Annotated in this window: 25 protein-coding genes; 17 read left to right on the top strand and 8 right to left on the bottom strand. The window is 52.0% G+C overall.

Annotation, left to right across the window (positions count from 1 at the left end; genetic code table 11):
- Nucleotides 1-9 precede the first annotated feature (9 nt).
- The 9 genes from EVJ23_RS09380 (at nucleotide 10) to EVJ23_RS09340 (ending at nucleotide 6,949) form a co-directional block, all read left to right on the top strand.
- Nucleotides 10-720, top strand: coding sequence for a Crp/Fnr family transcriptional regulator (locus EVJ23_RS09380; protein ID WP_070328897.1), 711 nt, complete (start codon nucleotides 10-12; stop codon nucleotides 718-720).
- A 184-nt stretch (nucleotides 721-904) separates the two neighbouring features.
- On the top strand, nucleotides 905-1,024 hold the full coding sequence (locus EVJ23_RS09375; RefSeq protein WP_233589685.1) for a cytochrome c oxidase subunit 2A: 120 nt from the start codon (nucleotides 905-907) through the stop codon (nucleotides 1,022-1,024).
- A 21-nt stretch (nucleotides 1,025-1,045) separates the two neighbouring features.
- Complete coding sequence (locus EVJ23_RS09370; RefSeq protein ID WP_070328898.1) at nucleotides 1,046-1,516, top strand: cytochrome c oxidase subunit II; 471 nt, start codon at nucleotides 1,046-1,048, stop codon at nucleotides 1,514-1,516.
- Entirely contained in the window at nucleotides 1,517-3,202 is a 1,686-nt protein-coding gene (locus EVJ23_RS09365; protein WP_070328899.1) for a b(o/a)3-type cytochrome-c oxidase subunit 1, read from the top strand.
- A gap of 48 nt (nucleotides 3,203-3,250) precedes the next feature.
- A complete protein-coding gene (locus EVJ23_RS09360; RefSeq protein ID WP_070328900.1) occupies nucleotides 3,251-3,859 on the top strand; it encodes a kinase in 609 nt (202 codons plus the stop codon).
- 135 nt (nucleotides 3,860-3,994) lie between these two features.
- Nucleotides 3,995-4,387: a GntR family transcriptional regulator gene (locus EVJ23_RS09355; RefSeq protein WP_070328901.1), complete on the top strand. Its 393-nt coding sequence runs from the start codon at nucleotides 3,995-3,997 to the stop codon at nucleotides 4,385-4,387.
- Nucleotides 4,365-5,045, top strand: a complete 681-nt coding sequence (locus tag EVJ23_RS09350; protein WP_131465695.1) for an ATP-binding cassette domain-containing protein — start codon at nucleotides 4,365-4,367, stop codon at nucleotides 5,043-5,045. Before EVJ23_RS09355 ends, EVJ23_RS09350 begins: the two co-directional genes overlap by 23 nt.
- Nucleotides 5,042-5,848 carry a hypothetical protein gene (locus EVJ23_RS09345; protein ID WP_131465693.1) on the top strand — a complete coding sequence of 269 codons (807 nt, stop codon included), beginning with the start codon at nucleotides 5,042-5,044 and terminating at the stop codon, nucleotides 5,846-5,848. Before EVJ23_RS09350 ends, EVJ23_RS09345 begins: the two co-directional genes overlap by 4 nt.
- Before the next feature lie 9 nt (nucleotides 5,849-5,857).
- Complete coding sequence (locus tag EVJ23_RS09340) at nucleotides 5,858-6,949, top strand: hypothetical protein (protein ID WP_131465691.1); 1,092 nt, start codon at nucleotides 5,858-5,860, stop codon at nucleotides 6,947-6,949.
- A 29-nt stretch (nucleotides 6,950-6,978) separates the two neighbouring features.
- Here EVJ23_RS09340 and EVJ23_RS09335 read toward each other — a convergent pair whose 3' ends face one another.
- The 3 genes from EVJ23_RS09335 to EVJ23_RS09325 are packed head-to-tail and all read right to left on the bottom strand — an operon-like array spanning nucleotide 6,979 to nucleotide 9,260.
- The gene (locus EVJ23_RS09335) at nucleotides 6,979-7,620 is read right to left on the bottom strand and encodes a hypothetical protein (RefSeq protein WP_070328905.1); all 642 of its coding nucleotides are present in this window, start codon (nucleotides 7,618-7,620) and stop codon (nucleotides 6,979-6,981) included.
- Nucleotides 7,617-8,783, bottom strand: a complete 1,167-nt coding sequence (locus EVJ23_RS09330) for a DEAD/DEAH box helicase (protein WP_070328906.1) — start codon at nucleotides 8,781-8,783, stop codon at nucleotides 7,617-7,619. Before EVJ23_RS09330 ends, EVJ23_RS09335 begins: the two co-directional genes overlap by 4 nt.
- 54 nt (nucleotides 8,784-8,837) lie before the next feature.
- Entirely contained in the window at nucleotides 8,838-9,260 is a 423-nt protein-coding gene (locus EVJ23_RS09325) for a hypothetical protein (RefSeq protein WP_070328907.1), read from the bottom strand.
- A gap of 360 nt (nucleotides 9,261-9,620) precedes the next feature.
- On the opposite strand from EVJ23_RS09325, the gene pflB reads away from it, so the two are divergent.
- Nucleotides 9,621-11,867 (top strand): formate C-acetyltransferase, encoded by a 2,247-nt coding sequence (pflB, locus tag EVJ23_RS09320; protein ID WP_131465689.1) that lies wholly within the window; start codon nucleotides 9,621-9,623, stop codon nucleotides 11,865-11,867.
- Nucleotides 11,868-11,923: 56 nt separating this feature from the next.
- Nucleotides 11,924-12,640, top strand: coding sequence for a pyruvate formate-lyase-activating protein (gene pflA / locus EVJ23_RS09315; protein WP_070328909.1), 717 nt, complete (start codon nucleotides 11,924-11,926; stop codon nucleotides 12,638-12,640).
- Nucleotides 12,641-12,680: 40 nt separating this feature from the next.
- Here pflA and EVJ23_RS09310 read toward each other — a convergent pair whose 3' ends face one another.
- Nucleotides 12,681-13,907, bottom strand: a complete 1,227-nt coding sequence (locus EVJ23_RS09310; protein WP_131465687.1) for an NAD(P)-dependent malic enzyme — start codon at nucleotides 13,905-13,907, stop codon at nucleotides 12,681-12,683.
- Between the two features lie 207 nt (nucleotides 13,908-14,114).
- Nucleotides 14,115-15,083, bottom strand: a complete 969-nt coding sequence (rsgA, locus tag EVJ23_RS09305; RefSeq protein ID WP_236633745.1) for a ribosome small subunit-dependent GTPase A — start codon at nucleotides 15,081-15,083, stop codon at nucleotides 14,115-14,117.
- A gap of 244 nt (nucleotides 15,084-15,327) precedes the next feature.
- Here rsgA and EVJ23_RS09300 point away from each other — a divergent pair, with 244 nt between their 5' ends.
- From EVJ23_RS09300 to EVJ23_RS09275, 6 genes are all read left to right on the top strand, one after another.
- Nucleotides 15,328-15,711: a lmo0954 family membrane protein gene (locus EVJ23_RS09300; protein ID WP_016508398.1), complete on the top strand. Its 384-nt coding sequence runs from the start codon at nucleotides 15,328-15,330 to the stop codon at nucleotides 15,709-15,711.
- 23 nt (nucleotides 15,712-15,734) lie between these two features.
- A complete protein-coding gene (locus tag EVJ23_RS09295; RefSeq protein ID WP_070328911.1) occupies nucleotides 15,735-16,391 on the top strand; it encodes a PspA/IM30 family protein in 657 nt (218 codons plus the stop codon).
- 86 nt (nucleotides 16,392-16,477) lie between these two features.
- Entirely contained in the window at nucleotides 16,478-17,170 is a 693-nt protein-coding gene (gene liaF, locus EVJ23_RS09290) for a cell wall-active antibiotics response protein LiaF (RefSeq protein WP_070328912.1), read from the top strand.
- A complete protein-coding gene (locus tag EVJ23_RS09285; RefSeq protein ID WP_016508424.1) occupies nucleotides 17,167-18,195 on the top strand; it encodes a sensor histidine kinase in 1,029 nt (342 codons plus the stop codon). Before liaF ends, EVJ23_RS09285 begins: the two co-directional genes overlap by 4 nt.
- Entirely contained in the window at nucleotides 18,192-18,824 is a 633-nt protein-coding gene (locus EVJ23_RS09280) for a response regulator (RefSeq protein ID WP_070328913.1), read from the top strand. Before EVJ23_RS09285 ends, EVJ23_RS09280 begins: the two co-directional genes overlap by 4 nt.
- A 22-nt stretch (nucleotides 18,825-18,846) precedes the next feature.
- Nucleotides 18,847-19,392 (top strand): GNAT family N-acetyltransferase, encoded by a 546-nt coding sequence (locus EVJ23_RS09275; protein WP_131465685.1) that lies wholly within the window; start codon nucleotides 18,847-18,849, stop codon nucleotides 19,390-19,392.
- Nucleotides 19,393-19,410: 18 nt separating this feature from the next.
- Here the strand turns inward: EVJ23_RS09275 and EVJ23_RS09270 are convergent, their stop codons facing one another.
- From EVJ23_RS09270 to EVJ23_RS09260, 3 genes are all read right to left on the bottom strand, one after another.
- Nucleotides 19,411-21,300 carry an ABC-F family ATP-binding cassette domain-containing protein gene (locus tag EVJ23_RS09270; protein ID WP_131465683.1) on the bottom strand — a complete coding sequence of 630 codons (1,890 nt, stop codon included), beginning with the start codon at nucleotides 21,298-21,300 and terminating at the stop codon, nucleotides 19,411-19,413.
- Nucleotides 21,297-21,998: a lysophospholipid acyltransferase family protein gene (locus EVJ23_RS09265; protein WP_070328916.1), complete on the bottom strand. Its 702-nt coding sequence runs from the start codon at nucleotides 21,996-21,998 to the stop codon at nucleotides 21,297-21,299. The genes EVJ23_RS09270 and EVJ23_RS09265 overlap by 4 nt, the downstream gene beginning before the upstream one ends.
- A gap of 87 nt (nucleotides 21,999-22,085) precedes the next feature.
- Entirely contained in the window at nucleotides 22,086-22,346 is a 261-nt protein-coding gene (locus tag EVJ23_RS09260; RefSeq protein WP_016508370.1) for a hypothetical protein, read from the bottom strand.
- Nucleotides 22,347-22,372: the final 26 nt, after the last annotated feature.

Raw genomic sequence — 22,372 nt, 5'->3', positions numbered from 1 at the left:
CAGACGAATATGTCTACGAAATGTGGGACGACCGAACCGAACAGCTTTATCTTTTCAGCGGAGACGAAACAGTTATTGCTCGAAATGATGACACCTCAAGACTACCCGAAGGCTAGCATCGTCTGTTGGGAAGGTGAGAAGTGTGATAAATTCTTTTATTTGAAGAGCGGATCTGTCAAATTCACGAAGATCACGAAAAAAGGGAATCCAATCGTCATGTTCTTATATGGCGCCGACGATTTTTTTGGTGAGTTTGATATCGTCGACACGTTCCCGAGTTCTTACAGCATCGAGACGACGGAAGAAAGTGTCATTGGCGTTATTTCAAAGAAAGACATCGAGACTATCATGCAGCAAGACGCCAAATTTGCCGGTGACGTGCTGCGCTGGACGTCGATGATGCGTAAACATTCAGAGATGAAACTGCGTGATTTGCTATTGTACGGAAAGCCGGGAGCGCTCGCTTCGACGTTGCTTCGGATGGCGGCCATGCACGGTGTGGAGGAAGATGACGCGGTCGTCATCTCACGACATCCTTCCGATGGGGAGCTCGGTCAACTGATCGGGGCACCGCGTGAGACCGTCAACCGGATGATGAACCAGTGGCGAAAAGAAGGCGTCCTGACAACGACGGGAAACTCGATCGTCTTGCATGATATCGATTTCTTAAAAGAGCTGTGCCATTGCGAAGGCTGTCCGGCCGGGATTTGCCGATTATAACGAGGAACCGTCTCTTAGAGAGGCGGTTTTTTTGTCGTCTTGATTTGGCTAATTGTGAATTTTATGTGTGGAAACTACGCAAAATTGATGTGATTGTCACTTTTGAAGTGATAAAAGTCACATATTAAGTCAGGGTGAATTTCATACAATGAAAGAGGAAATTATAGCGAAAGGGGTCCTTCACGTGGATAAGAACGGTGGACAAGAACCGAATCTGAAAGGCACGTTTACATCGGTCATGATCGTCGCGGGTGTCATCATCGCCATGTGGTCGTCGGTCTTTTATTTATTTGTTACACGATAACGTCAAAAGGAGAAAACAAACATGCATATTCATAAGCTTGAAAAATATTGGTTGATCTTTGGCATCGTTCTATTAGGCGTGTTTTTGACAGTGCTCGGCATTTCGGCGTTTGCGGCCGGAAACCAGCCCGCATCGGACGCTGATTTGATCGACCCGGCGAAAGTGCATCAGACGGCGCCGTTCGATAAACCTGGACTTAATAAAATTGGTGATAACGAGTATGAACTCGTCATGGTCGCGCAGGCGTTCACGTTCACACCGGGTAACGTTGAAATCCCGAAAGGTGCGAAAGTGACGTTTCTCGTCACGTCACCGGACGTCGTCCACGGTTTCCAGTTGACGGGGACACCGGTCAACATGATGGTCGTGCCGGGACATATCAACTCGCTCACGTATACGTTTGAAGAAACAGGCGAATTTTTAATTCTCTGTAACGAATATTGCGGGACGGGCCATCACATGATGGCGACAAAAATTAAGGTGGTGGACTAAATGAACGACGTAGCCTCAAAACTGAAACAGTGGGAAATGGAGCGCGGTGTGCCGGTGCCGAGCATCGGTGTGAAAGAAGCGCGCCTCGCCTATGCCCACGTTGTCGTCTCGGTACTCGCCGTGTTGATTGGAGCGATCGCGGGACTCATGCAGACGCTCATCCGTACAGGAATCATTCCGGAAGTATTCGGTTACTATCAATTGTTGACGGCCCACGGTATCATGCTTGGTCTCGTCTTTACGACGATGTTTATCATCGGCTTACTTTACGCGCTGCTCGCCAAGTCGTTCGGACGGTTTGAATCGTTCCCGACACGTGTCGCTTGGCTCGGTTTTTGGATGATCATCGCCGGGGCGGTACTCGTGACGATCATGGTGCTCGCCAATAAAGCGACTGTACTTTACACGTTCTACGCTCCGCTCATGGCCGACCCGATCTTCTATGTCGGTCTCGTTCTCTTCGTCGTCGGTACATGGTTCTCGGCGTTCGCGATGTTCCGCATGTATGCGGACTATAAACGGGAACACCCTGGCGTCCATCCGCCACTCCCAGCGTACATGAGTATCATGACGATGTTGCTCTGGGTCATCGCGACACTCGGTGTTGCCGGGACGATTTTGTTCCAACTGCTCCCGCTCTCGCTCGGATGGAAAGACACGGTCGGGATTGAACTGAGCCGGACGTTGTTCTGGTACTTCGGTCACCCGCTCGTTTACTTCTGGCTCATGCCGGCCTATATCGTCTGGTATACGGTCGTGCCGAAAGTCATCGGTGGGAAGATTTTCTCGGACGCGCTCGCGCGGATGGCGTTCTTGTTATTCCTCTTGTTCTCGTTCCCGGTCGGTTTCCACCACCAGTTGACAGAGCCGGGGATTGATCCGTTTTGGAAGTTCGTCCAAGTCATCTTGACGTTCCTCGTCGTCATTCCGTCGTTCATGACGGCGTTCTCGCTGTTCGCGACGTTCGAGCTGCGGGGACGCGCTCTCGGAGCACGCGGTCTGTTCGGTTGGGTCAAAAAGATGCCGTACGGCGATGTGCGTTTCCTCGCCCCGTTCGTCGGGATGTTGTTCTTCATTCCGGCTGGTGCCGGCGGTATCATCAACGCGTCGCACCAATTGAACGCGATGGTCCACAACACGCTTTGGGTCACCGGTCACTTCCATATCACGGTCGGAACGGCCGTCGCCTTGACGTTCTTTGGAACTGCCTATTGGCTCGTACCGGTACTACGCGGACGTACACTCACGAAATCAATGAACCGTCTCGGTTTGATTCAGACGGGGACGTGGGCGTTCGGGATGTCGATCATGTCGTATGCGATGCACATCTCAGGCCTTCAAGGTAACCCGCGTCGGACCGGTCCGGCGACGTATTTCTCAGACGCGTTGACGCGTGAATGGATCCCGTACCATATGGCGATGGCAATCGGCGGGACGATCCTTCTCGTCTCGGTGCTCATCTTCGTCTATTCGATGTTCAACCTGTCATTCCTCGCACCAAAAGGTGAGGAAGAGTTCCCACTCGCGGAAACGGAAGAGGCGGCAATGGAGACGCCACGGTTCTTTGAGAACTGGAAGCTCTGGATCACGGTCACGTTCGTCTTGATCGCATTCGCCTACACGGTTCCGATTTGGCACTTGATTGAAAGCGCGCCTCCGGGAGCGAAAGGTTGGGTGCTCTGGTAAACTGAAGTCAGCCTCTAGGGCTGACTTTTTTGATTTGGGGGAGAACGTATGGAGACGTTACAGGAAGTGATTCGTGAAGCATACGCTAACCGTGTCCACGACCGGCCGTTCATCGTCGCGATCGACGGCTTGAGCGGGGCCGGGAAGACGACGCTCGTCGAACAATTGAGTGGTATCGCGCCGAACGAACTGCTTCTACATATTGATGACTTCATCGTCGAACGGCATCGGCGCTATGAGACGGGGCAGCCTGAGGCGGTGGAATACTATGCGCTCCAATGGGACGTCGATCTGCTCGTGAAGATGTTGTTCGAGCCGTTGTCCCGAGGTGAGACGCGTCTGACGTTGCCATACTACGAGCGAGACGAGGACGCGATTGTCATGCGGACGATCGATGTGGCTCCGAATGCGCTCGTGTTGATTGAAGGCATCTTCTTATTGCGGGACGAGTGGCGGTCGTATTTCGACTACATCGTTTATCTTGACTGTCCACGCGAGACGCGTTACGAGCGTGTGCTAAATCGCGATACGTATATCGGCGATTTAGCGGCACGGCTCGCCAAATATGAGCGCCGCTACTGGCCGGGTGAAGCGCACTACATCAAGACGGTCAATCCAGTGATACGAGCCGACTATATCGTCCGCTCATCAAACTGACGCATCCTAATCAATGAGGATGCGTCTTTTGTTTTGGATTGTTTTGGGAAATTATTATTGACAGTCAAGTGTATTACGGTAATAATACAGTCAGATAGTGTATTAGTCGCATCATACACTTAGAGAGGTGACAACATGATCATTCAATTTAACACGAGGTCTCCCGTCTACATCCAAGTCGTCGACTACTTCAAAAAGAAGATGGCGCTAGGCGAGTTGAAGGCGGGCGAAGAGATGCCGTCGCGGCGAGAGCTCGCGACCGAACTGAAAATCAATCCGAACACCGTCCAAAAGGCGTTCAAGGAAATGGAGGAACAGCAATTGATCACGACCGAACGCAATCGTCCAAGTCGGGTGACGACGGACGACCACGTATTAAAACGAATTCGGACCGAACTCGTCGATGAGGCGGTCGCTGTCTTCGTCGAATCGATTCAAGAGCTCGACGTCACGATGGACGAGCTCGTCAGCAAAATCAAACGGCAATACGGGGAGGGGAATCTCGATGATCGAGGTACTGGGAGTTAAGAAGCGTTACCGCAAAAAACAAGTCATCGAAGATGTGTCGTTCACGGCCAACAAAGGCGAGATCACATGCCTCATCGGTCTGAACGGGACCGGCAAGTCGACGATTTTAAAAGGCATCATGGGGCTGACCCCGTTCGATCAAGGCAACGTTTTGATTGACGGCAAGCCGATCGATTTGAACAACGTCGCGTTCGTACCGGACCATTCGACGTTTCCGATCCACTTTTCGATCGAGCAGTGCGAAGCGTTCATGCGCGATTTTTATCCGAAGTTCGACACGAAGTTGTTCGCTAGACTCGTCGACGAGTTCAAACTGTTTCCAGAAGACAAGTTGAGTGAACTGTCGAAAGGGGCGCTCGCCAAGGTCAATTTGGCGCTCGGCATCGCCCAAGACCCGGACTACTTGCTGCTCGACGAACCGTTCTCAGGTATCGATGTGTTTTCAAAAGAGCAAATCGTCGAGCTGTTTTCGAGTGACATCATGGAAGACCGCGGTGTCTTGATCACGACGCACGAGATTGACGACATCGAGTATTTGGTCGACAAGGCCGTCATGTTGAACCGAGGACGGATCGTCCGTGAATTCGACGTCGAGGACGTCCGCTTCATTCACGGGAAATCGATCGTCGACGTCATGATAGAGGAGTATGGGGCATGAATTTGTTAAGACTACTCGGATGGGAAGTCGAGCGGGCGACGAAACCGTATCTCATCTTGATCACGCTTCTCGTCGTCACCCAATTTGCTTGGCTCGGCTTCTTCTTATGGAGCGAGACGAATATGTATGAAAAACTGCGTCGCACTGGGACACCTGATTATGTATTATCGTTTGGAAACTATATCGGCGGGACGGCATATATTTTGTCGATTGGATTGGCGATTGCGGCGATGCTACTTTATAGCTTTTGGATTTGGTATCGCGATTTCCAAGGACGCGGCATGTTCATGATGCGCTTATTGATGATGCCGCAACAACGGATGCTCGTCTTCGGGGCAAAATTCGCAACGATGCTGTTGATGATTCTCGGTTTGTTTGCCGTCCAATGGATCGCGCTCAAGCTCCAGTACATAGCGTTCACGGGTTGGTTCGATTCGCAGATGGTACCGATACGTGGCTCGTTCGAGCAGGCTGTCTCTTATGATGGCATGCTGTCTGTCATGTATCCGATGTCAATCGTGAATTTCATCATTCACCAAGCGTTGATTGGGCTCGTTGTTTTATTCATTTTCACGTTCGTGTTGGTGGAACGGAGTCTATGGCAACGGACGATGTGGGCGCCGGTGATTGCCACTGTTTCATTGGGAGCCATCATTGTGCTTCCGGCCATCGGTTTCGGCTTCATCGGAAACGGGCTCTTTATGGATGAATCGTTGCTCGTCGCCGGGATCGGTTTGGCGGCTTGGTTTATCGGGTTGGTTTGGATCAGTCGTCGCTACTTGACGAAGAAACTAAGTGTGTGAGGTGAGTATATGAAACGAATATGGAATGTGGCTGCGCTCGGTGCGGTAATCGTCCTCGGACTCGGGACGTTCGTCATCGACATGAACAAGACGGAAGCGGAGTGGGAGTTAACTGTCAAAACGAATCCTGATGTATGGGCCGACCAGACGATCGATGTGTTTTATGAGACGGAGAACGAGACGAGTGAACGATTCGAAGTGACGACAGAACGTAGTCGGATCGCGACGAATATGAACTATATCGAAGAAGCGATTCATTATCGAGACACACTCGATCCTTCGTTGCGCGGCTTCTATCGCCAGATGAAAGAATTGAACTTTGCCCAATCGATTCGCACGGATGAAGGATATGTCGGCCTCGGACAAAACGGAAATCAGGAAATTGTCTTATTCAAGTCTACGGATGGTGAGACTGTGACGAGTGAGACGTTTAAGGCGCCGGCCGATGTGATGGAGGGCTCGTGGGCTGGTCTGTTCGTTCACGACGGGGACGTTCATTTAATTTTCCGCAGTGGTTATGAGGCGGAATCAAAAACAAAACTTGCCGTGCTTAAGGAAGGAACAAACGAGATAACGATCAAAGATCTCGATCTCGACAACGACTTCGTTTCCGAAGTGCTCGGGACGTCTTGGTTTTATGACCGCAATATGATGCCGATCTCGACCGGTAATCGGTTTATCCCAGTTCGAGTTGGGGCGTATGAATCCTTCACAGAGAACGGGGAGACCCATTCTACCGAAACAAATCGTCCAGGACTGTTCGCTTATGACATCGAAACGAATAAAGTCGTCCAACTCGCTTCAAAAGCCGAAGAGTCAAACTTGACCGTACATGATAACGAGTTGATGGCGGTGCAACTAGACGGATCCGAAATCGTCGTCGATTTGATGACAGGAAAACCGTCGACACGCCAAGTCATCGATGGTTCAGTTGGCACAACTACCTATGTCGGAAACCAACTGTACCACGTCCGTCCGACGAAAGACGGAGCCGTCATCGACGTATACGAGGACGGGAAAGAAGTCTCGAGCGCCGCGGTGAACGCGACGAACGAGGAAGCGAAGTTATTGCTCGATGGCGCCCAATTTTATGTGAGATAAAAAATAACCGAGAGGCGGCTGCCTCTCGGTTATTTCGTTGGTTTCGGGATGATGACCCCTTCTTCTAAATCAAGCAACATATCGATCAGTTCCGCGCAAAACTCAGGGAATTGATCGAGGAACGCACCTGGACCGACCTCATCCATGAAGTCGATGTACAGATCTGCTACGTTGCCAGCCATCTTCGCTGGAAGTGCGAGGAAGGCCGACCCGAAGCGCCAGCTGCCACGGATGTCGAGCAGCTTGCCGAGCATGACGTCGCCTGGTTCGCGTACTTCCGGTAGCATTACCTTGTACGTCTCTTTCGTCTCCCAATCACGTAAGCCGTCTTCGGTCACTTCAAACACAGAGCACCGGGGGACGGCGAGACCGCGCAAGGCATGATAGAGAGCAGGTGACATGTCAGCTTTGTGGTCCGCCAAATAGCGGCCGTGCGGTGTCATCCCGTCCTCATCCGTCTCAAAGAAGACGGCCCAATCGATGAACAAATCGCGGAACAGTTCGGCGTCTTTCAAGTGCCACGTGCCTTCCGAAGCGATCTCTTGGATATAGTTCGTCCACTGCGTGCTGCGTGCGAGTGCCGCTTGCTCGTATAACTTTTTCAGTTCGGCCAGCAATTCGGACTCTTCGACGAGCAAAGGGAAGGGAATTACTTTCCGGTCTTTTTTCATCGCCGTGGTCCTCGCTTGTCTGCAGGACGTTTGACGACCGGCGGTTTGTCTTCGATCCGTTTCTCGATGACTTCGCCACGGTAAATCTCAAGCTCTTTCAATTCGACACCGAGCTGGCGGGCGAACGATTTCAAGTGCGTCAAATCTTCCGGTGTCACGATCGACAGGACCGTCCCGGCCGCGCTACCGCGAGCGGTCCGTCCTGAGCGGTGGATGAAGTCATCGGTCGATTCAGGTAAATCGAAATGGACGACGTGCGTCACTTCATCGATGTCGAGTCCGCGCGCTGCGAGACCCGTCGTGATGAGGAGCGGATATTCGCCTTTACGGAATTCGCGGAGCGTCTCGACGCGGGCACGTTTCCCTTTCAAGCTATCGAGCATACGGTAGTTCACTTTCATCTTATCGAGCTCACCTTTGAGCGGCGGTAAGAACGAGCGGTTGTTGATGAAGGCGAGCACTTTGACACCGTCGACGTGTGATAGGCGACGAAGCAATTCTGGCTTATAGCGACGTGTCGTCAACATATAGCCGTACGTCACTTGAGCACTGACAGTCCGTTCGACCTTCACGTGAACCGGTTCTTTCAAGAACGGGGCAGCCCAGGCTTGGAGCGTATCCGTCAACGTCGCCGAAACGAGTGAGATTTGATGCTCGTGCGCCGTATGGTTGATGATGCGCTCAGCCGCTTCCGTCAATCCGCTGTCGATGATTTGATCGGCTTCATCGAGCACGATCGTATGCGTTTCGTGCAGTTTAAGTTTTTTCTTCTCGATCAATTCAACGAGACGTCCTGGTGTCCCGACGATCAAATGCGGTTTTTTCTTCAAGCGATCGATTTGGCGCTTCAGTTCGACGCCGCCGATGAACGAGGCAATCCGGACGTCACCTTTTTCGGTGAAACGTTGCGCCACCGTTTGGATCTGCATGACGAGTTCGCGCGTCGGTGCGACGATGACGACTTGGATCCGGTCGTTCGAGGCATCGATTTTTTCAATAGCGGGTAAAAGATAAGCGAGTGTCTTACCTGTCCCTGTTGGTGCTTCGATTGTGACGTCTTTTCCTTCTAAAAGGGGCGGGAACGCTTCCGCTTGGACCGGCATCGGTTCGTTAAAGCCAAGGCGTTCCCAGGCTTCGTTAATGAATGGTTTTGTAAAGTTCATATCAGTTCTCCTTATCGTTGGGCAAAAACAAAGGAAGCATAAGCGCTCCCTGGTTCAAATATAGCGAACATGTTCAGTGTCTTGGTCAATCGATGAACGGAGTGTCTGTGTGTACACTTGCCCGTCCTCGACGAGTTTGATGTGCACGTCGATGTGCTCAGGCGAGGCTTCGACACCTTCGACCGTGAAGCCTTGATACACGCGGTATTCCAATTCCTTAAGCAATTTTGCATAGGCGTTTAGTTCTGGATACGTCGTCGCGACGTCGATTGGGCGCGACACGAGTGCGACCATTAAATGGTCACGGAAATCGATGAAATCCTCATTCTCGATATCGTCATCAAAGCGAATCCAAAAGCCTTTTTCTTCAAATTCTGTGATAAATCCGTCGCGCTTGTCTCCAGCCTCTTCGACTTTAAGGGAGATGCGGTCACCGGCTTTTAAGTTATGCTCGGCTGTTAATGGTTCATACGTCATGGGAAGAACCCCTTCCTCTTCTACAATGTTCTGCTTCCATTGTGCTCGATATAAGGCAAAAATTCAAGTTCTATCCCGAACCTGTGAGTTAAGTCACTACAAAAACTGTATGATTTTTCACAACTACTTAAAGATAATACAGAATTCACAAGAACGTGAACGAATAGGGATTCGTCTGTTTCTATGTAAGTTGAAAAACTACTATAACAGATAAAATAGCGCTTACAAAAACGGCGTAACACCAATGTTCATGAGATTGTTACAACTTTCACAAGAATGTAAAACATATTGTTCACGTTTTCACGTACACTCATATTATAAGGAATCAGGCAGTTATCTCAACTATGAGGAGTGACCATAATGGCAACTGAAATTAAATCAGCCTGGTCAGGATTTGTTCCTGGACAGTGGACGAACGAAGTGAATGTCGGTGAATTTATCCGCTTGAACCGCCACGAGTATACAGGGGATGACCGTTTCTTAGTCGGACCGACAGAGGCGACGAATCGTCTTTGGGGACAAGTGATGGAATTGACGAAAGAAGAACGGGAACGCGGGGGCGTTTGGGATGTCGATCAAAACACGCCGTCGACAATCATCTCACACGGACCTGGGTACTTAAATAAAGACCTTGAAAAAGTCGTCGGTGTCCAAACGGACGAACCGTTCAAACGCTCGATTCATCCGAACGGCGGCATTCGCATGGTCGACGCCGCGCTCGAGTCATACGGCTTCGAACCAAATCCTGAAATCACAAAAATCTATTCAGACATTCGTAAAACACACAACCAAGGTGTTTTCGATGCCTACACACCAGAGATGCGGGCGGCACGTAAGTCAGGGATCATCACAGGTCTCCCAGACGCATACGGACGTGGCCGGATCATCGGTGACTACCGTCGCGTTGCCTTGTACGGTTTAGATTTCTTGATTGCCGAGCGTAAAAAAGATTTGGCGAACAATGGCGGTTTCCTCTCGGAAGCAGACATTCGGACGCGGGAAGAGATGTCTGAACAGCTTCGTGCCCTTCAAGAATTGAAACAACTCGGCGCTGCTTACGGATTCGACCTCGGTCGCCCGGCTGAAACGACGCAAGAAGCCTATCAATGGGTATATCTCGCTTACCTTGCAGCTGTCAAAGAACAAAACGGTGCGGCGATGTCTCTCGGACGCGTATCGACATTCCTTGACGTGTACGCTGAGCGTGACATGGCGGCAGGCCGTTTGACAGAGTCAGACGTCCAAGAAATCGTCGATCACTTCATCATGAAACTCCGCATCGTCAAATTCTTGCGGACGCCTGACTATAACGAATTGTTCTCTGGAGATCCAACGTGGGTCACGGAATCAATCGGTGGGATGAGTGAGGATGGCCGTTCGAACGTCACGAAGAGCTCGTTCCGTTTCCTTCACTCGCTCACAAACCTCGGCCCGGCACCAGAACCGAACTTGACGGTGCTTTGGTCGACGAAATTACCGGAAGGATTCAAACAATATTGCGCGAAGATGTCAATTGAGACGTCGGCGATCCAATACGAGAACGACGACCTCATGCTTCCAGAGTTTGGTGACGATTACGGCATCGCCTGCTGTGTGTCACCGATGAAAATCGGCAAACAGATGCAGTTCTTCGGTGCCCGTGCCAATATGGCGAAAGCACTCCTCTACAGCATGAACGGTGGACGCGATGAGAAGAGCGGCGAACAAATCGCTCCGGCTTGGGACATGAACACAGAAGACGTCCTCACGTACGACAAAGTGTACGCTGACTTCGACCGGACGCTCGACTGGCTCGCGGAGCTTTACGTCAACACACTCAACGTCATTCACTTCATGCATGATAAATATGCGTACGAACGGATTGAAATGGCGCTCCACGACCCTGAAATCTTACGGACGATGGCTTGTGGTATCGCTGGCCTTTCGGTGACGGCGGACAGCTTGTCAGCAATCAAATATGCGACGGTCAAACCGGTCCGGAATGAATTCGGCATCGCTGTCGACTTTGAAACAGAAGGCGACTTCCCGAAATTCGGAAACAACGATGACCGTGTCGACGCGATCGCCGTCGAACTCGTAGAATCGTTCATGGAAAAAGTCCGGAAACACAAAACGTATCGCGACGCGCTTCATACGCAATCGGTCTTGACGATCACGTCGAACGTCGTCTACGGCAAGAAAACAGGTAATACACCGGACGGCCGTCGTGCTGGTGAGCCGTTCGCACCGGGTGCGAACCCGATGCACGGCCGCGATACGAAAGGAGCGGCAGCGTCGCTCTCGTCAGTCGCTAAACTTCCGTTCGAACACGCGCAAGACGGTATCTCATACACGTTCTCGATCGTACCGAAAGCACTCGGTAAAGAAGACGTCGCACGTGAACTTAACTTGGCGGCACTTCTTGACGGCTATATGGGTGGCGAGCACAAAGGTCACCACTTGAACGTCAACGTCTTCAACCGTGAGACGTTGCTCGACGCCATGGAACATCCAGAAGAGTATCCGCAGCTCACGATCCGCGTATCAGGTTACGCCGTCAACTTCATCAAGTTGACACGCGAGCAACAGATCGACGTCATCAACCGGACGTTCCACGGTTCATTGTAAGTAAAGGCTTGGCGGCCTTCGCTTGAAGGCCGCTCATTCGTTAGGAGGTCATCTCGATGACAATGGGATATGTACACTCGGTCGAATCGTTTGGAACCGTTGACGGCCCGGGAATTCGTTTTATCGTCTTTTTGCAAGGTTGTGCGCTTCGCTGCTTGTATTGCCACAACGCTGATACGTGGGATTTTAAAAAGAATAACCATCGTTCGGCCGAGGACGTCATTCAAGAAGCGCTCAGCTATCGTCCGTTCATGGAAGCATCAAAAGGCGGCATCACAATTTCAGGGGGCGATCCGCTCGCGCAACCAGAGTTTTTAGAAGCGCTGTTGCGTGAAGCGAAAAAACACGGGCTCCACACGACGCTCGATACGTCGGGTGCACTCCGTCCCCCTAACCTTGACGCCATCTTAGACCACACCGACCTCGTCTTGCTCGATATTAAACATATCGATGACGACATGTGCAAGAAACTGACAGGACGGAGCAACGCCAACACGCTCGCGCTTGCTGAACACTTATCCGAGCGCGGAACGAAAATGTGGATTCGCCACGTCCTTGTCCCGGAATGGACGCTTGATGAAGGGGCGCTCCGGCGCACGGCGGCGTTCATTCAAAAACTCGACCACGTCGAGAAAGTCGAAATCTTGCCGTATCACGAGATGGGCGTCTATAAATGGGAGGCGCTCGGCCTCGACTATCCGTTAAAAGGCATCAAACCACCGACGACGGAAGAAGTCGAGTGGGCGGAAGGGATCTTACAAGGTACAGTCTAAAAAACTGCGCAGACCGTTATGGTCTGCGCAATTTTTCGTGTTATAGCCGCTTATCACGTACGTGGCGGCGAATGGCGTCCTCGTCGAGCGGACGGTTGGCGACACCGGTCTCGACAGCAGTCTTCGCGACGGCGATCGCGACGGCCGGTGCGACCCGCTCGTCGAACGGGCTCGGGATGACGATGCCGTTCGCGAGGTCGTCCTCTGTCAACAAGTCGGCGATCGCATGGACGGCCGCTTCTTTCATCTCTTCGTTGATCTCTGACGCCCGGACGTCGAGCGCCCCACGGAAAATACCGGGGAAGGCGAGGACGTTGTTCACTTGGTTGGCGAAGTCCGAGCGACCGGTCGCGACGATGCGGGCACCAGCGGAAGTCGCGAGATCCGGCATAATCTCCGGCACCGGGTTCGCGAGGGCGAAGATGATCGAATCTGTGGCCATCGAGCGGACCATGTCCTCGGTGACGGCGCCTGCGGCCGAGACACCGATGAAGACGTCGGCCCCCTCGAGCACGTCTGAGAGTGTGCCGACGTGGAGCTTCCGGTTCGTCGCCTTGGCGATCTGGTCTTTGAACGGGTTCATGCCGTCGGCGCGTCCTTCATAAATCGCACCTTTCGTATCACAGATGACGAGATCCTCTACGCCGAAGCGCTTGAGCAGCTTGGCGATGGCGATTCCGGCGGCCCCGGCTCCGTTCATGACGACACGCAGTTCAGGCATCGCTTTGTCGACTAAACGGAGTGCATTGACGAGGCCGGCCAAGACGACGATGGCCGTCCCGTGTTGATCGTCATGGAAGACCGGGATCGGGAGCGTCTGCTTCAACCGGGCCTCGATCTCAAAACATTCGGGTGCCTTGATGTCTTCTAAGTTGACGGCGCCGAACGTCGGGGCGAGCAGTTCGACCGTCCGCACGATCTCATCGACGTTGTGTGTGTCTAAACAAATCGGGAACGCATCGACCCCGGCGAAACTTTTGAACAGGACGGCCTTGCCTTCCATGACCGGCAACGCCGCTTCCGGACCGATGTTGCCGAGCCCGAGTACGGCGCTTCCGTCCGAGACGACGGCGACCGTGTTGGCGCGCAACGTATATTCATAGGACAGCTCTTTATTTTCAGCGATGCGGCGGCACGGTTCGGCGACGCCCGGTGAGTAGGCGAGGCTGAGCGCTTCTGTCGTGTCGACGTCGACTTTTGGTGTCGTTTCCAATTTACCGTGGTGCAAAGCATGCATCTCGAGTGCGCGTTCGTTCAATGTTTTCATAACTCTCTCCCTGTGTGCGTACGATTTTTTGTCTGTCACAATCGACTACATTGTATCGAAGAAACCGCTTACTTTCGAGCGTTTTACCTGCTATGGACGCAATTATTTCTGAACGATTGTTCATATATGTAGAATTGGTCTTAACATTTGGTGCTAATCATAAACGAAAACAAAAAGAGTCGCGGATATTCCGCAACTCCTTTGATTTCATGCTCTTGTTTTGCGCTGTTTCTTTTCTGCTAGTCGTGCCGCTTCGGCTTGGCGTTTTTCAGCGTAACGCAGCTCGCGTTCGAGTTTGACGTAACTCGCATACCGTTTTTTATCGAGCGCACCGGTCGCAATCGCGTCGCGAACGGCACAACCGGGTTCGGCTTGATGCGAGCAGTCACGGAACCGGCATCGTTCTGACAACTCCTCGATATCGCTGAACGTGTCGTCGAGATGATCGGCGCCGTCCCAAAGACCGAACTCACGCATGCCGGGCGTGTCGATGATGAAGAAGTCGTCGACGCGGAACAGTTCGCGGTGCGTCGTCGTATGCTTACCGCGCTCGTCGCTTTCACGGACGGCTTGCGTCTCGGCGAGTGTTTTCCCGGCAAGCGCGTTTGTCAGCGTCGATTTCCCGACGCCGGACGAACCGACTAGGACGAGCGTGCTCCCGCTCGGCAGTGCAGTTCGCAATGCCTCGACCCCGTCGCCGGTGATCGAGCTGACCGGGAAGACATCAATGCCTGGCGTCGTCAGTTGGATGTCTTGAACGAGTGGGGCCACATCAGTTACTTGATCAGCCTTCGTTAAGACGATAAGCGGTATCGCCCCCGTCTCCCAGGCGGCGAGCGAGTAACGCTCGAGCCGGCGCAGGTTGAAGTCGTGACCGACCGCCATCGTGATTAAAATATAGTCGACGTTCGCGCAGATCAGTTGTTCGCGCGTCTCGTTGCCGGCGGCTGTCCGTGAAAGAACAGTCCGTCGTTCAAGGAGACGTCGAACCGTACCTTGACCGTGCTCGCGAATCGTGAACTCGACGAAGTCGCCGATGACCGGATAGTCGCGCTCGCTCATCGCCTCGTGGCGAAATTTGCCCGATATCCCGCATGTGAAAGCAGCGTCCTCTGTCGTTACCGTGTACATATGTTGGAACTGTGCTGTGACGCGTCCCGTTGTTGTGTGATCCAAATCGAATCCTCCTTTTAGTTGTGGAGGACAACTGCCCTCCTGTTGGCTGACAAGGTGTATACGGCTGTTTGTAAGGTGCTCATAAAACATCATCCTTTCATTGTTCGATACATTCACTGTACCACATTTTCTGATAACGCTATCATCTCAGTCTACAGACCGAGGGAAAACAAGCCTTCCGCTCGTCGCCATCTTTTAAATGGCGTATTATGATAAGAGTGTACTTAATGAGGAGGGATGACAGATGAATCGCCAAGTGAAGCAAGTGTTGTTCATCGTGGCGGCAATCTCTCTAGTTCTCGTCCTAATCGGCTTTTTACCAAATATGATCATGTTTGGTTTGGGGGCGCTCTTAGCACTTTGGGCTGGAGTCAGATTCATGGCCGTGACGCATGTCGGCGCAAAAATCGGTTACGGCTTACTCGCCGTGATCGGGATCATCACGATTTTGTCGAATATTTGGGCGTTAATCGGAATTGTGGTGGCATGGATGTTGTTTAAAGGGTATATGATGTATGCCAACCAAAAGCGGGACGTTGAGATTTTAAATGCGGACGGGTCGCGTGCTAGTCGTAGCAGCTTCCAATCGTTCGATCAAGTCTGGCAAAAGTTTGTAAACCGTCGCTAAGTTTTTAGAAGGAGGATTTTATGATGAAGACACCATTTGATCAGTTTCGTGATTTAGCTAACGAGTTGACGAAAGAATTTTCAAAAGAAATGAAAAAGTATCAAGATAAAGAGGCGCCACGCTCGAGTGGGGAAGCCGAATTGAACCGCCACATCCGCGGTGCTGAAAAAGAGGCGTTGTCGGTCGAACGTCTCGTCGAGCGTCAGAAGGCGTTGCTCGGCGAACTCGCGACGAAGCGTGACGATGCCAAATTGATGGCTGACAAGCGCTACGAACAGACAGAGCTCGCGAAACAAGCCGGCGAAGAGAAGTTGGCTGAACGCGCTGCTCTCGAGTCAAAACATTACGGTGAACAGTATCGCTACTTCGAAGGCTTGCTAGACGAAGGCGGTCGTGAACTTGACGCCCTTGAGCGCCGTGCCCTCGAGATGCGCCTCAAACTCGACGAGATGCAAAACAAACGTTACGAGTTCGCGATGCGTGAGAACCTTGATTTGTTGAAAGGTGCGCTCGATCAAATCTTCGGAGCGGACACATCGAAGTCGCATCCGTTCACAGAAGAAGAGAAGAAAGACGCAACGAAGGAAGAACCTGCGGCCGAAGAAAAAACCGACGCGGCGGACGAAGATGATTTCGAAGCAAAATTAAAAGAACTTGAGCGTCGCTTTAAACAAGACTGACGCACTGGTTCAGCGATGGTCCAGAGTATTTTCGGGCCATCGCTTCTTTGCTTCATTGTACATATCGTTAGGGAGGGGGAAGCAGAGTGGAACGTTGGAACACACGCCAAATTATCGGCTTCATGATTATTTTATTTGCCATCGGACTATTTATCGACATCGTGACGGGTGGGAACAGCGTCCTCTTCAGCATGATTGTGCCGCTCTTATTGCTTTATATCGGGCGTCGCTTCAGCCGGAAAGGAAATCAGCCGGTCAGTTATATCTTTTACGGGATCGGTGGTGTGATGCTCGTCGGACTCATCTTTTCTTCGGCCGCGTTCGGGTTCGTCTTATCAGGATTATTGCTCATGTTTGGGTACCGTTTGTATAAAAATCGACCGCTTGAGTCGAATCGGTTCCGGTCGCACATTCGTCAAGAACAGGCGTTTTCGTTCGGGACGAAAGAGTCGGGCCATTACGTCTTGCAAGACACGAATGAATTCTTTTTGCTACGCGACGTCGAGATGGATTTATCGCGCGCCATCATTCCGGAAGGGGAGACGTTCTTGCTCTTGAACGGACTCGCCGGGGATATCCGTATCCTCATCCCGGCCGGTTACGATTACTCGATCGACGCCTCAATCGGTTTCGGCAAGATCCAAGTCGATGAATCGAATTATTCACCGGTGTTCAACCGCCGTTTTTATACGGCGTCTGATGAGTACCAAGCGGCGACGCGAAAAGTCCGGATTCATATCGTGCTCATGAGCGGAAGCGTCGAGGTGATGACCGTATGAAGAAAGATTCTTACCCAAGGACGGTCGTCTGGCACCAGTTATTCAGCAGTCTACTGACGGCGTTATTCGTGACGATTGCATTTCTAATAGGTGACTCGACTTCACTCCGAGATTTATTTACACGTGAAGAAGGGTTGCCTTTCGGTGTGTCTATCGTTGTCATCGCCGTTTTGATCGGCAGCATATTCGGAGTTGGGTCTTACTTTTACTTGCGCCGGGATTTCCGTGAAGTGGCGATTGCCCTATGGAAGCTCGAGAATCAAAAAGAGATCACGTTCCGGCCGTTATCGCCGTATCGCGACACGCTCGAACGGATTGTCCGTATCAGCAAACAACGTACGGAGATGATCGAGGTCGCCAAACGGGTCGGCGATCGGCCGGTCAGTGTCGAAGAGGCACGAAGCGAGGCGGTCGTCGAAGAACGTCGTCGTGTCGCCCGTGAGCTGCACGACTCGGTCAGTCAACAGCTATACGCGATCTCGATGATGACGACAGCGGTCAAGCAGACGATCGAATCGAAACCGGAACTCGCCGCTAAACAGATCGGTCAAGTCGAAGTCATGGCACAGACCGCCCAGGCCGAGATGCGTTCGCTCTTGTTGCAGCTTCGTCCCGTCGAGTTAGAAGGGATGACCTTGAAGACGGGGATTGAACGTCTGTTAGAAGAACTGTCCCGCAAACAATCGACCGAGCTCATCTGGCGTCTCGAGGAAGTGAAATTGTCACGCCATACGGAAAATGAGTTGTTCCGCATCGTTCAAGAAGCGATCAGCAATACGCTCAGACATGCCAAGGCGAAGCGGCTCGAAATTGAAATGCGGACCGTCCAACAGACGGTCATCTTGAAAATAAATGACGACGGGATCGGTTTTAATGTCGAGGATACACAAGTCGCCTCATATGGCTTACAATCGATAAGAGAGAGAACGGCCGAAGTCGGCGGGACGTTACGTCTCGTCAGCGTGCCTGGAGTCGGTACACAAATCGAAGTGCGTGTGAAACAACAAGTGGAGGGGTTAGAATGATTCGAGTCGTATTGATTGATGATCATGAAATGGTCCGGGCCGGTGTCTCGGCATTTCTGTCGACACAGCCGGACATTGAAGTAGTCGGGGAAGCGTCGGACGGGGCGACCGGAGCGGAACTCGCCATCGCTGAAAAACCGGACGTCGTCTTGATGGACCTCGTGATGGAACCTGTGGACGGAGTCGAGTCGACGAAGCGTATTAAAGCGAGCTGGAAAGATGCGAAAATCTTAGTCGTGACGAGCTTTTTGGACGATGAAAAAGTGTATCCGGTCATCGAGGCCGGTGCGATGAGTTACGTCTTGAAGACGGCAAATGCGAATGAAATCGCCGACGCGATCCGTCAGACGGCAGCCGGTAATCCGGTCATGGCCGCACAAGTGACCGGCAAGATGCTCGAACGTCTGCGGCACCCGGAGACGACCCTTCATGAAAGTTTGACGGCGCGAGAACGCGAGATTTTGCAACTGATGGCCGAAGGCAAGGCGAACCAAGTCATCGCCGATGAATTATATATTTCATTGAAGACGGTGAAGACGCACGTCTCGAACATTTTGACGAAGCTTGACGTCTATGACCGGACGCAAGCGGTCGTCTATGCGTTTCAACATAATTTAGTGGACAAATAATCACTCGGACGGGGGAAACGGGATGATTCCAACGATTGAAACGGAACGACTGCAGTTACGGCAGTTACAACCGACCGATGCGGAGCGTCTATTCACGATTTTTTCAAACGTCGACGTGTTGCGCCATTATGGGATGGAGCCGCATCAATCGCTTGAACAGACGGAACAAATGCTATTCGGAATGCTAGAAGGGATTGCCGACGGATCGATCATGCGTTGGGGCATTATGAGGAAAGGTCATCCCGAGTTGATGGGGACGATCGGATTCCACAATCGCGCCCCGCGCCATCGACGTGCCGAGATCGGTTATGAGATCCATCCGCGCTATTGGCGGAACGGCTACGCGACAGAGGCGTTGCAGGCGGCATTGACGTTTGCTGCGTGTTCCGCAGACATCGAGCGAGTCGGGGCTATCGTCTATCCTGAAAATATCGCTTCGCAGCAACTGTTAGAACGCAACGGTTTCATTCGTGAAGGAACGCTGCGCCACTATATGCGCCAAGGCAATCAACCATACGACGTGTACGTATACGGCTACATAGCGAAAAAAGACGGACCACAATGTTAAATTGTGATCCGTCTTTTTTTATTTTTTCTGAGCTTGAATTTGTTCATCGATTTCAGACAAGTACTCCCAGCGCTCCATTTTTTCTTCGAGTGTTTGCTTGAGGGTACTGATTTCAGCGTAAAGATCGTTCACTTTTCCGAGATCGCTACCGGCATCGGCGAGTCGCGCTTCTGCAGCTTCGATTTTCTGTTCGGTTGTAGCGATCTCTTCCTCGATCGTCTCCCACTCTTTTTGTTCTTTAAAAGTGAATTTGACGACGTCGGCTTTGGCGCGTTCTTTCTTGTCTTTCGGTTCTTTTTTAAGTTGCCGTGCCTCGTCTTGAAGCTCGGCCAGATAGTCGCTATATTCGGCGTGGTAGACGTTGATCGTCCCCTCTTCGAAGGCGATCAGTTGCTCGGCGATACGGTCAAGGAAGTAACGGTCGTGACTGACGGCGATGACGGTTCCTGGGAACGACTCTAAGTAGTCCTCTAAAACCGACAACGTTTCCGTATCGAGATCGTTCGTCGGCTCATCTAAGAACAAGACGTTCGGCTCATCCATCAAAATCCGCAACAACACAAGGCGCCGTTTCTCGCCACCGGAAAGTTTACTGATCGGTTTATATTGGGCGTCCGGTGTGAACAAGAAACGCTCGAGCATTTGACCGGCGGTGATCGTCTCGCCGTCCGGTGTGTAGATGACTTGGGCGATCCGTTCAATCTCGTCGATGACCCGTCGCGTCGTATCGTCAAATTCGACTTGTTGACCGTAGTAACCGATGTGAACCGTCTCACCGTGGACGACCGTGCCTGACGTCGGTTCGATGCGACCGGCGAGCAAGTTCATGAGCGTCGTCTTGCCGCTCCCGTTCGGTCCAACGATGCCGTACCGTTCCCGGCGTCCGAACAGCCAGCTGAAATCGTGAATGAGCGGCGTGTCCGCATACTGGAACGACAACTGTTCGACTTCGATGACTTTTTTTCCGAGCCGGCGTGAACCGACCGATACGTCGAGCGCATCGTCTTCGGCGAGTGCCTCTTGCTGCTTTAAGCCCTCGACACGTTGAATCCGGGCTTTCTGTTTCGTCGTCCGGGCTTTGGCACCGCGGCGCAGCCAAGCGAGCTCGCGTCGCAAGATGTTTTGCCGCTTTTGTTCCATCGACTGGGAGCGGGCTTTGCGTTCGGCTCGCTTCTCGAGAAACAGTTCATAGTTCCCGTCATAAAAGTAAGACGTGCCGTCGGCAATCTCGAGAATATGGTTCGTCACCCGGTTCAAGAAATAACGGTCGTGGGTGATGAGCAAGATCGCGCCTCGATAGTCCGCGAGAACCGTCTCGAGCCAAGCGATCGTATCGGCGTCAAGTTCGTTCGTCGGCTCGTCGAGTAAGAGCAAATCGGCTTCGTCGAGCAAGGCCGCAGCGAGCGCGACCCGTTTTTGTTGGCCCCCGGAGAGGGAGCTGATCTCGGCCGACACATCAGGTAACCCGAGCCGATTCAAGATCGACTTCAGCTTCGCTTCCGTTTCCCAAGCATCAGCGGCATCGACCGCTTGCTGTGCTTTCATGAAACGTTCGAGCCATTGCTCGCTCGATGGGTTCGCCTCGAGTGCCTGGCGAGCGAGCTCGTATTGTTTTAACGCCATGACGGATGGAGTGTTGCTCGTGAACAAGGCGTCTAAAATGGTCTGACCGGGAGCGAAATCAACGGTTTGCGTCAAATAACGAATCCGATAGTCGTTCGGATGTTGCATCGTGCCTTTGTCTGCTGTTTCGACGCCGGCAATGATTTTTAAGAACGTCGATTTCCCAGAACCGTTGACGCCGATGACGCCAATCCGGTTACCGGGATGAATCGTCATCGTGACGTCGTCAAACAAGACTTTATCGGCGAACTCTTTACGGATGCCTTCGATTGTTAATAAACTCATTTGGAACCTCCTTCAACGACTTGGCGAATCATCGCTTCTACTTTCGCTGTCAATTCTTTATTCGAGACGTCAGCCGGGTCGATAGCCGGTAAAAACGTCACATCGACGATACCCGGTCTAATCCGGTTTTTCATTTCGAGCAGGTGATAGCTGCCGTTGATCGCCACCGGAACGATTTTTGCTCCGCTCGACGTGGCGAGCGTCAGGCTGCCGGCTTTAAACTCTTTCATCGGCCCGCCTTTTGAACGAGTGCCTTCCGGGAAGATGATGATGGACTGTCCGGATTGGATCGTCTCGACACCGGCGCGGATCGCTTTGACGGATTGGCGGCGGTCACTGCGATCGATAAAGATACAACCCATCAATTCCATCCAACCCGCGATCATCGGAATTTTTTTGACTTCGATTTTTGAGATGAACGCTTTCGGATGGTTCGTCGCCGTGATCATGATCGGGATGTCGAAGTTTCCTTGGTGGTTAGCGACGTAGACGACCGGTTCGTTCGGAATATGTTCTTGTCCGTGCACACGGACTCGGGCTCCGGCCACTTTCAATAAGAAGCTGGCCCAGTTGTAGGCGATTTTTTGAACGTAATCGTATCGTGCCGGTACGTCGAGTCGTTTTGCTTTCGGATAAAACGGAAGCAAGACGGGCAAGACGGCGAAGAACGAGAAAAACCAAATGGCGGTGCGTAACATAGTATCAATCTCCTTTTCAAAATAGAGCCAAACAGCAAGAAAGAGTCTTCTTCTCACACAGAGAATCTGACTCTTAGACATGAATCTTTATTCCCAGAAGCGAGAATCGGTTTCCTCTTCTTCTTCCTCGAGTTCGAACGTAATTCGTTTATTCACCGGGTCAACGACAAAGTAGGCACCGTCTTGCTCGATGCTCTTAAACTGCATCACGTGATCACTGCCAATTTCTAAGGTGAGGCGGATTCGATTGTCGTCATCGACGAGCAAAATGCCGTCTTCTTTCAGCCACAGCTCCATGACGGGTGAATAGCGTAACAGCCATTCGTTCGATAAAGGGATTTCATTCATTCGTGTTTGTGCCTCCTACGGTCCAA

Source organism: Exiguobacterium sp. SH1S1 (assembly GCF_004337245.1).
Lineage (GTDB): Bacteria > Bacillota > Bacilli > Exiguobacteriales > Exiguobacteriaceae > Exiguobacterium > Exiguobacterium aurantiacum_A.
Note: the sequence above shows the minus strand (reverse complement) of the source record. Positions and strands in the feature narration are given on the sequence as shown.

Bases quoted from the DNA above. Each gene is read 5' to 3' on its own strand.
- EVJ23_RS09380 (WP_070328897.1), top strand. From the start codon at position 10: ATGTCTACGAAATGTGGGACGACCGAACCGAACAGCTTTATCTTTTCA.
- EVJ23_RS09370 (WP_070328898.1), top strand. From the start codon at position 1,046: ATGCATATTCATAAGCTTGAAAAATATTGGTTGATCTTTGGCATCGTT.
- EVJ23_RS09365 (WP_070328899.1), top strand. From the start codon at position 1,517: ATGAACGACGTAGCCTCAAAACTGAAACAGTGGGAAATGGAGCGCGGT.
- EVJ23_RS09360 (WP_070328900.1), top strand. From the start codon at position 3,251: ATGGAGACGTTACAGGAAGTGATTCGTGAAGCATACGCTAACCGTGTC.
- EVJ23_RS09355 (WP_070328901.1), top strand. From the start codon at position 3,995: ATGATCATTCAATTTAACACGAGGTCTCCCGTCTACATCCAAGTCGTC.
- EVJ23_RS09350 (WP_131465695.1), top strand. From the start codon at position 4,365: ATGATCGAGGTACTGGGAGTTAAGAAGCGTTACCGCAAAAAACAAGTC.
- EVJ23_RS09345 (WP_131465693.1), top strand. From the start codon at position 5,042: ATGAATTTGTTAAGACTACTCGGATGGGAAGTCGAGCGGGCGACGAAA.
- EVJ23_RS09340 (WP_131465691.1), top strand. From the start codon at position 5,858: ATGAAACGAATATGGAATGTGGCTGCGCTCGGTGCGGTAATCGTCCTC.
- EVJ23_RS09335 (WP_070328905.1), bottom strand. From the start codon at position 7,620: ATGAAAAAAGACCGGAAAGTAATTCCCTTCCCTTTGCTCGTCGAAGAG.
- EVJ23_RS09330 (WP_070328906.1), bottom strand. From the start codon at position 8,783: ATGAACTTTACAAAACCATTCATTAACGAAGCCTGGGAACGCCTTGGC.
- EVJ23_RS09325 (WP_070328907.1), bottom strand. From the start codon at position 9,260: ATGACGTATGAACCATTAACAGCCGAGCATAACTTAAAAGCCGGTGAC.
- pflB (WP_131465689.1), top strand. From the start codon at position 9,621: ATGGCAACTGAAATTAAATCAGCCTGGTCAGGATTTGTTCCTGGACAG.
- pflA (WP_070328909.1), top strand. From the start codon at position 11,924: ATGACAATGGGATATGTACACTCGGTCGAATCGTTTGGAACCGTTGAC.
- EVJ23_RS09310 (WP_131465687.1), bottom strand. From the start codon at position 13,907: ATGAAAACATTGAACGAACGCGCACTCGAGATGCATGCTTTGCACCAC.
- EVJ23_RS09300 (WP_016508398.1), top strand. From the start codon at position 15,328: ATGAATCGCCAAGTGAAGCAAGTGTTGTTCATCGTGGCGGCAATCTCT.
- EVJ23_RS09295 (WP_070328911.1), top strand. From the start codon at position 15,735: ATGAAGACACCATTTGATCAGTTTCGTGATTTAGCTAACGAGTTGACG.
- EVJ23_RS09285 (WP_016508424.1), top strand. From the start codon at position 17,167: ATGAAGAAAGATTCTTACCCAAGGACGGTCGTCTGGCACCAGTTATTC.
- EVJ23_RS09280 (WP_070328913.1), top strand. From the start codon at position 18,192: ATGATTCGAGTCGTATTGATTGATGATCATGAAATGGTCCGGGCCGGT.
- EVJ23_RS09275 (WP_131465685.1), top strand. From the start codon at position 18,847: ATGATTCCAACGATTGAAACGGAACGACTGCAGTTACGGCAGTTACAA.
- EVJ23_RS09270 (WP_131465683.1), bottom strand. From the start codon at position 21,300: ATGAGTTTATTAACAATCGAAGGCATCCGTAAAGAGTTCGCCGATAAA.
- EVJ23_RS09265 (WP_070328916.1), bottom strand. From the start codon at position 21,998: ATGTTACGCACCGCCATTTGGTTTTTCTCGTTCTTCGCCGTCTTGCCC.
- EVJ23_RS09260 (WP_016508370.1), bottom strand. From the start codon at position 22,346: ATGAATGAAATCCCTTTATCGAACGAATGGCTGTTACGCTATTCACCC.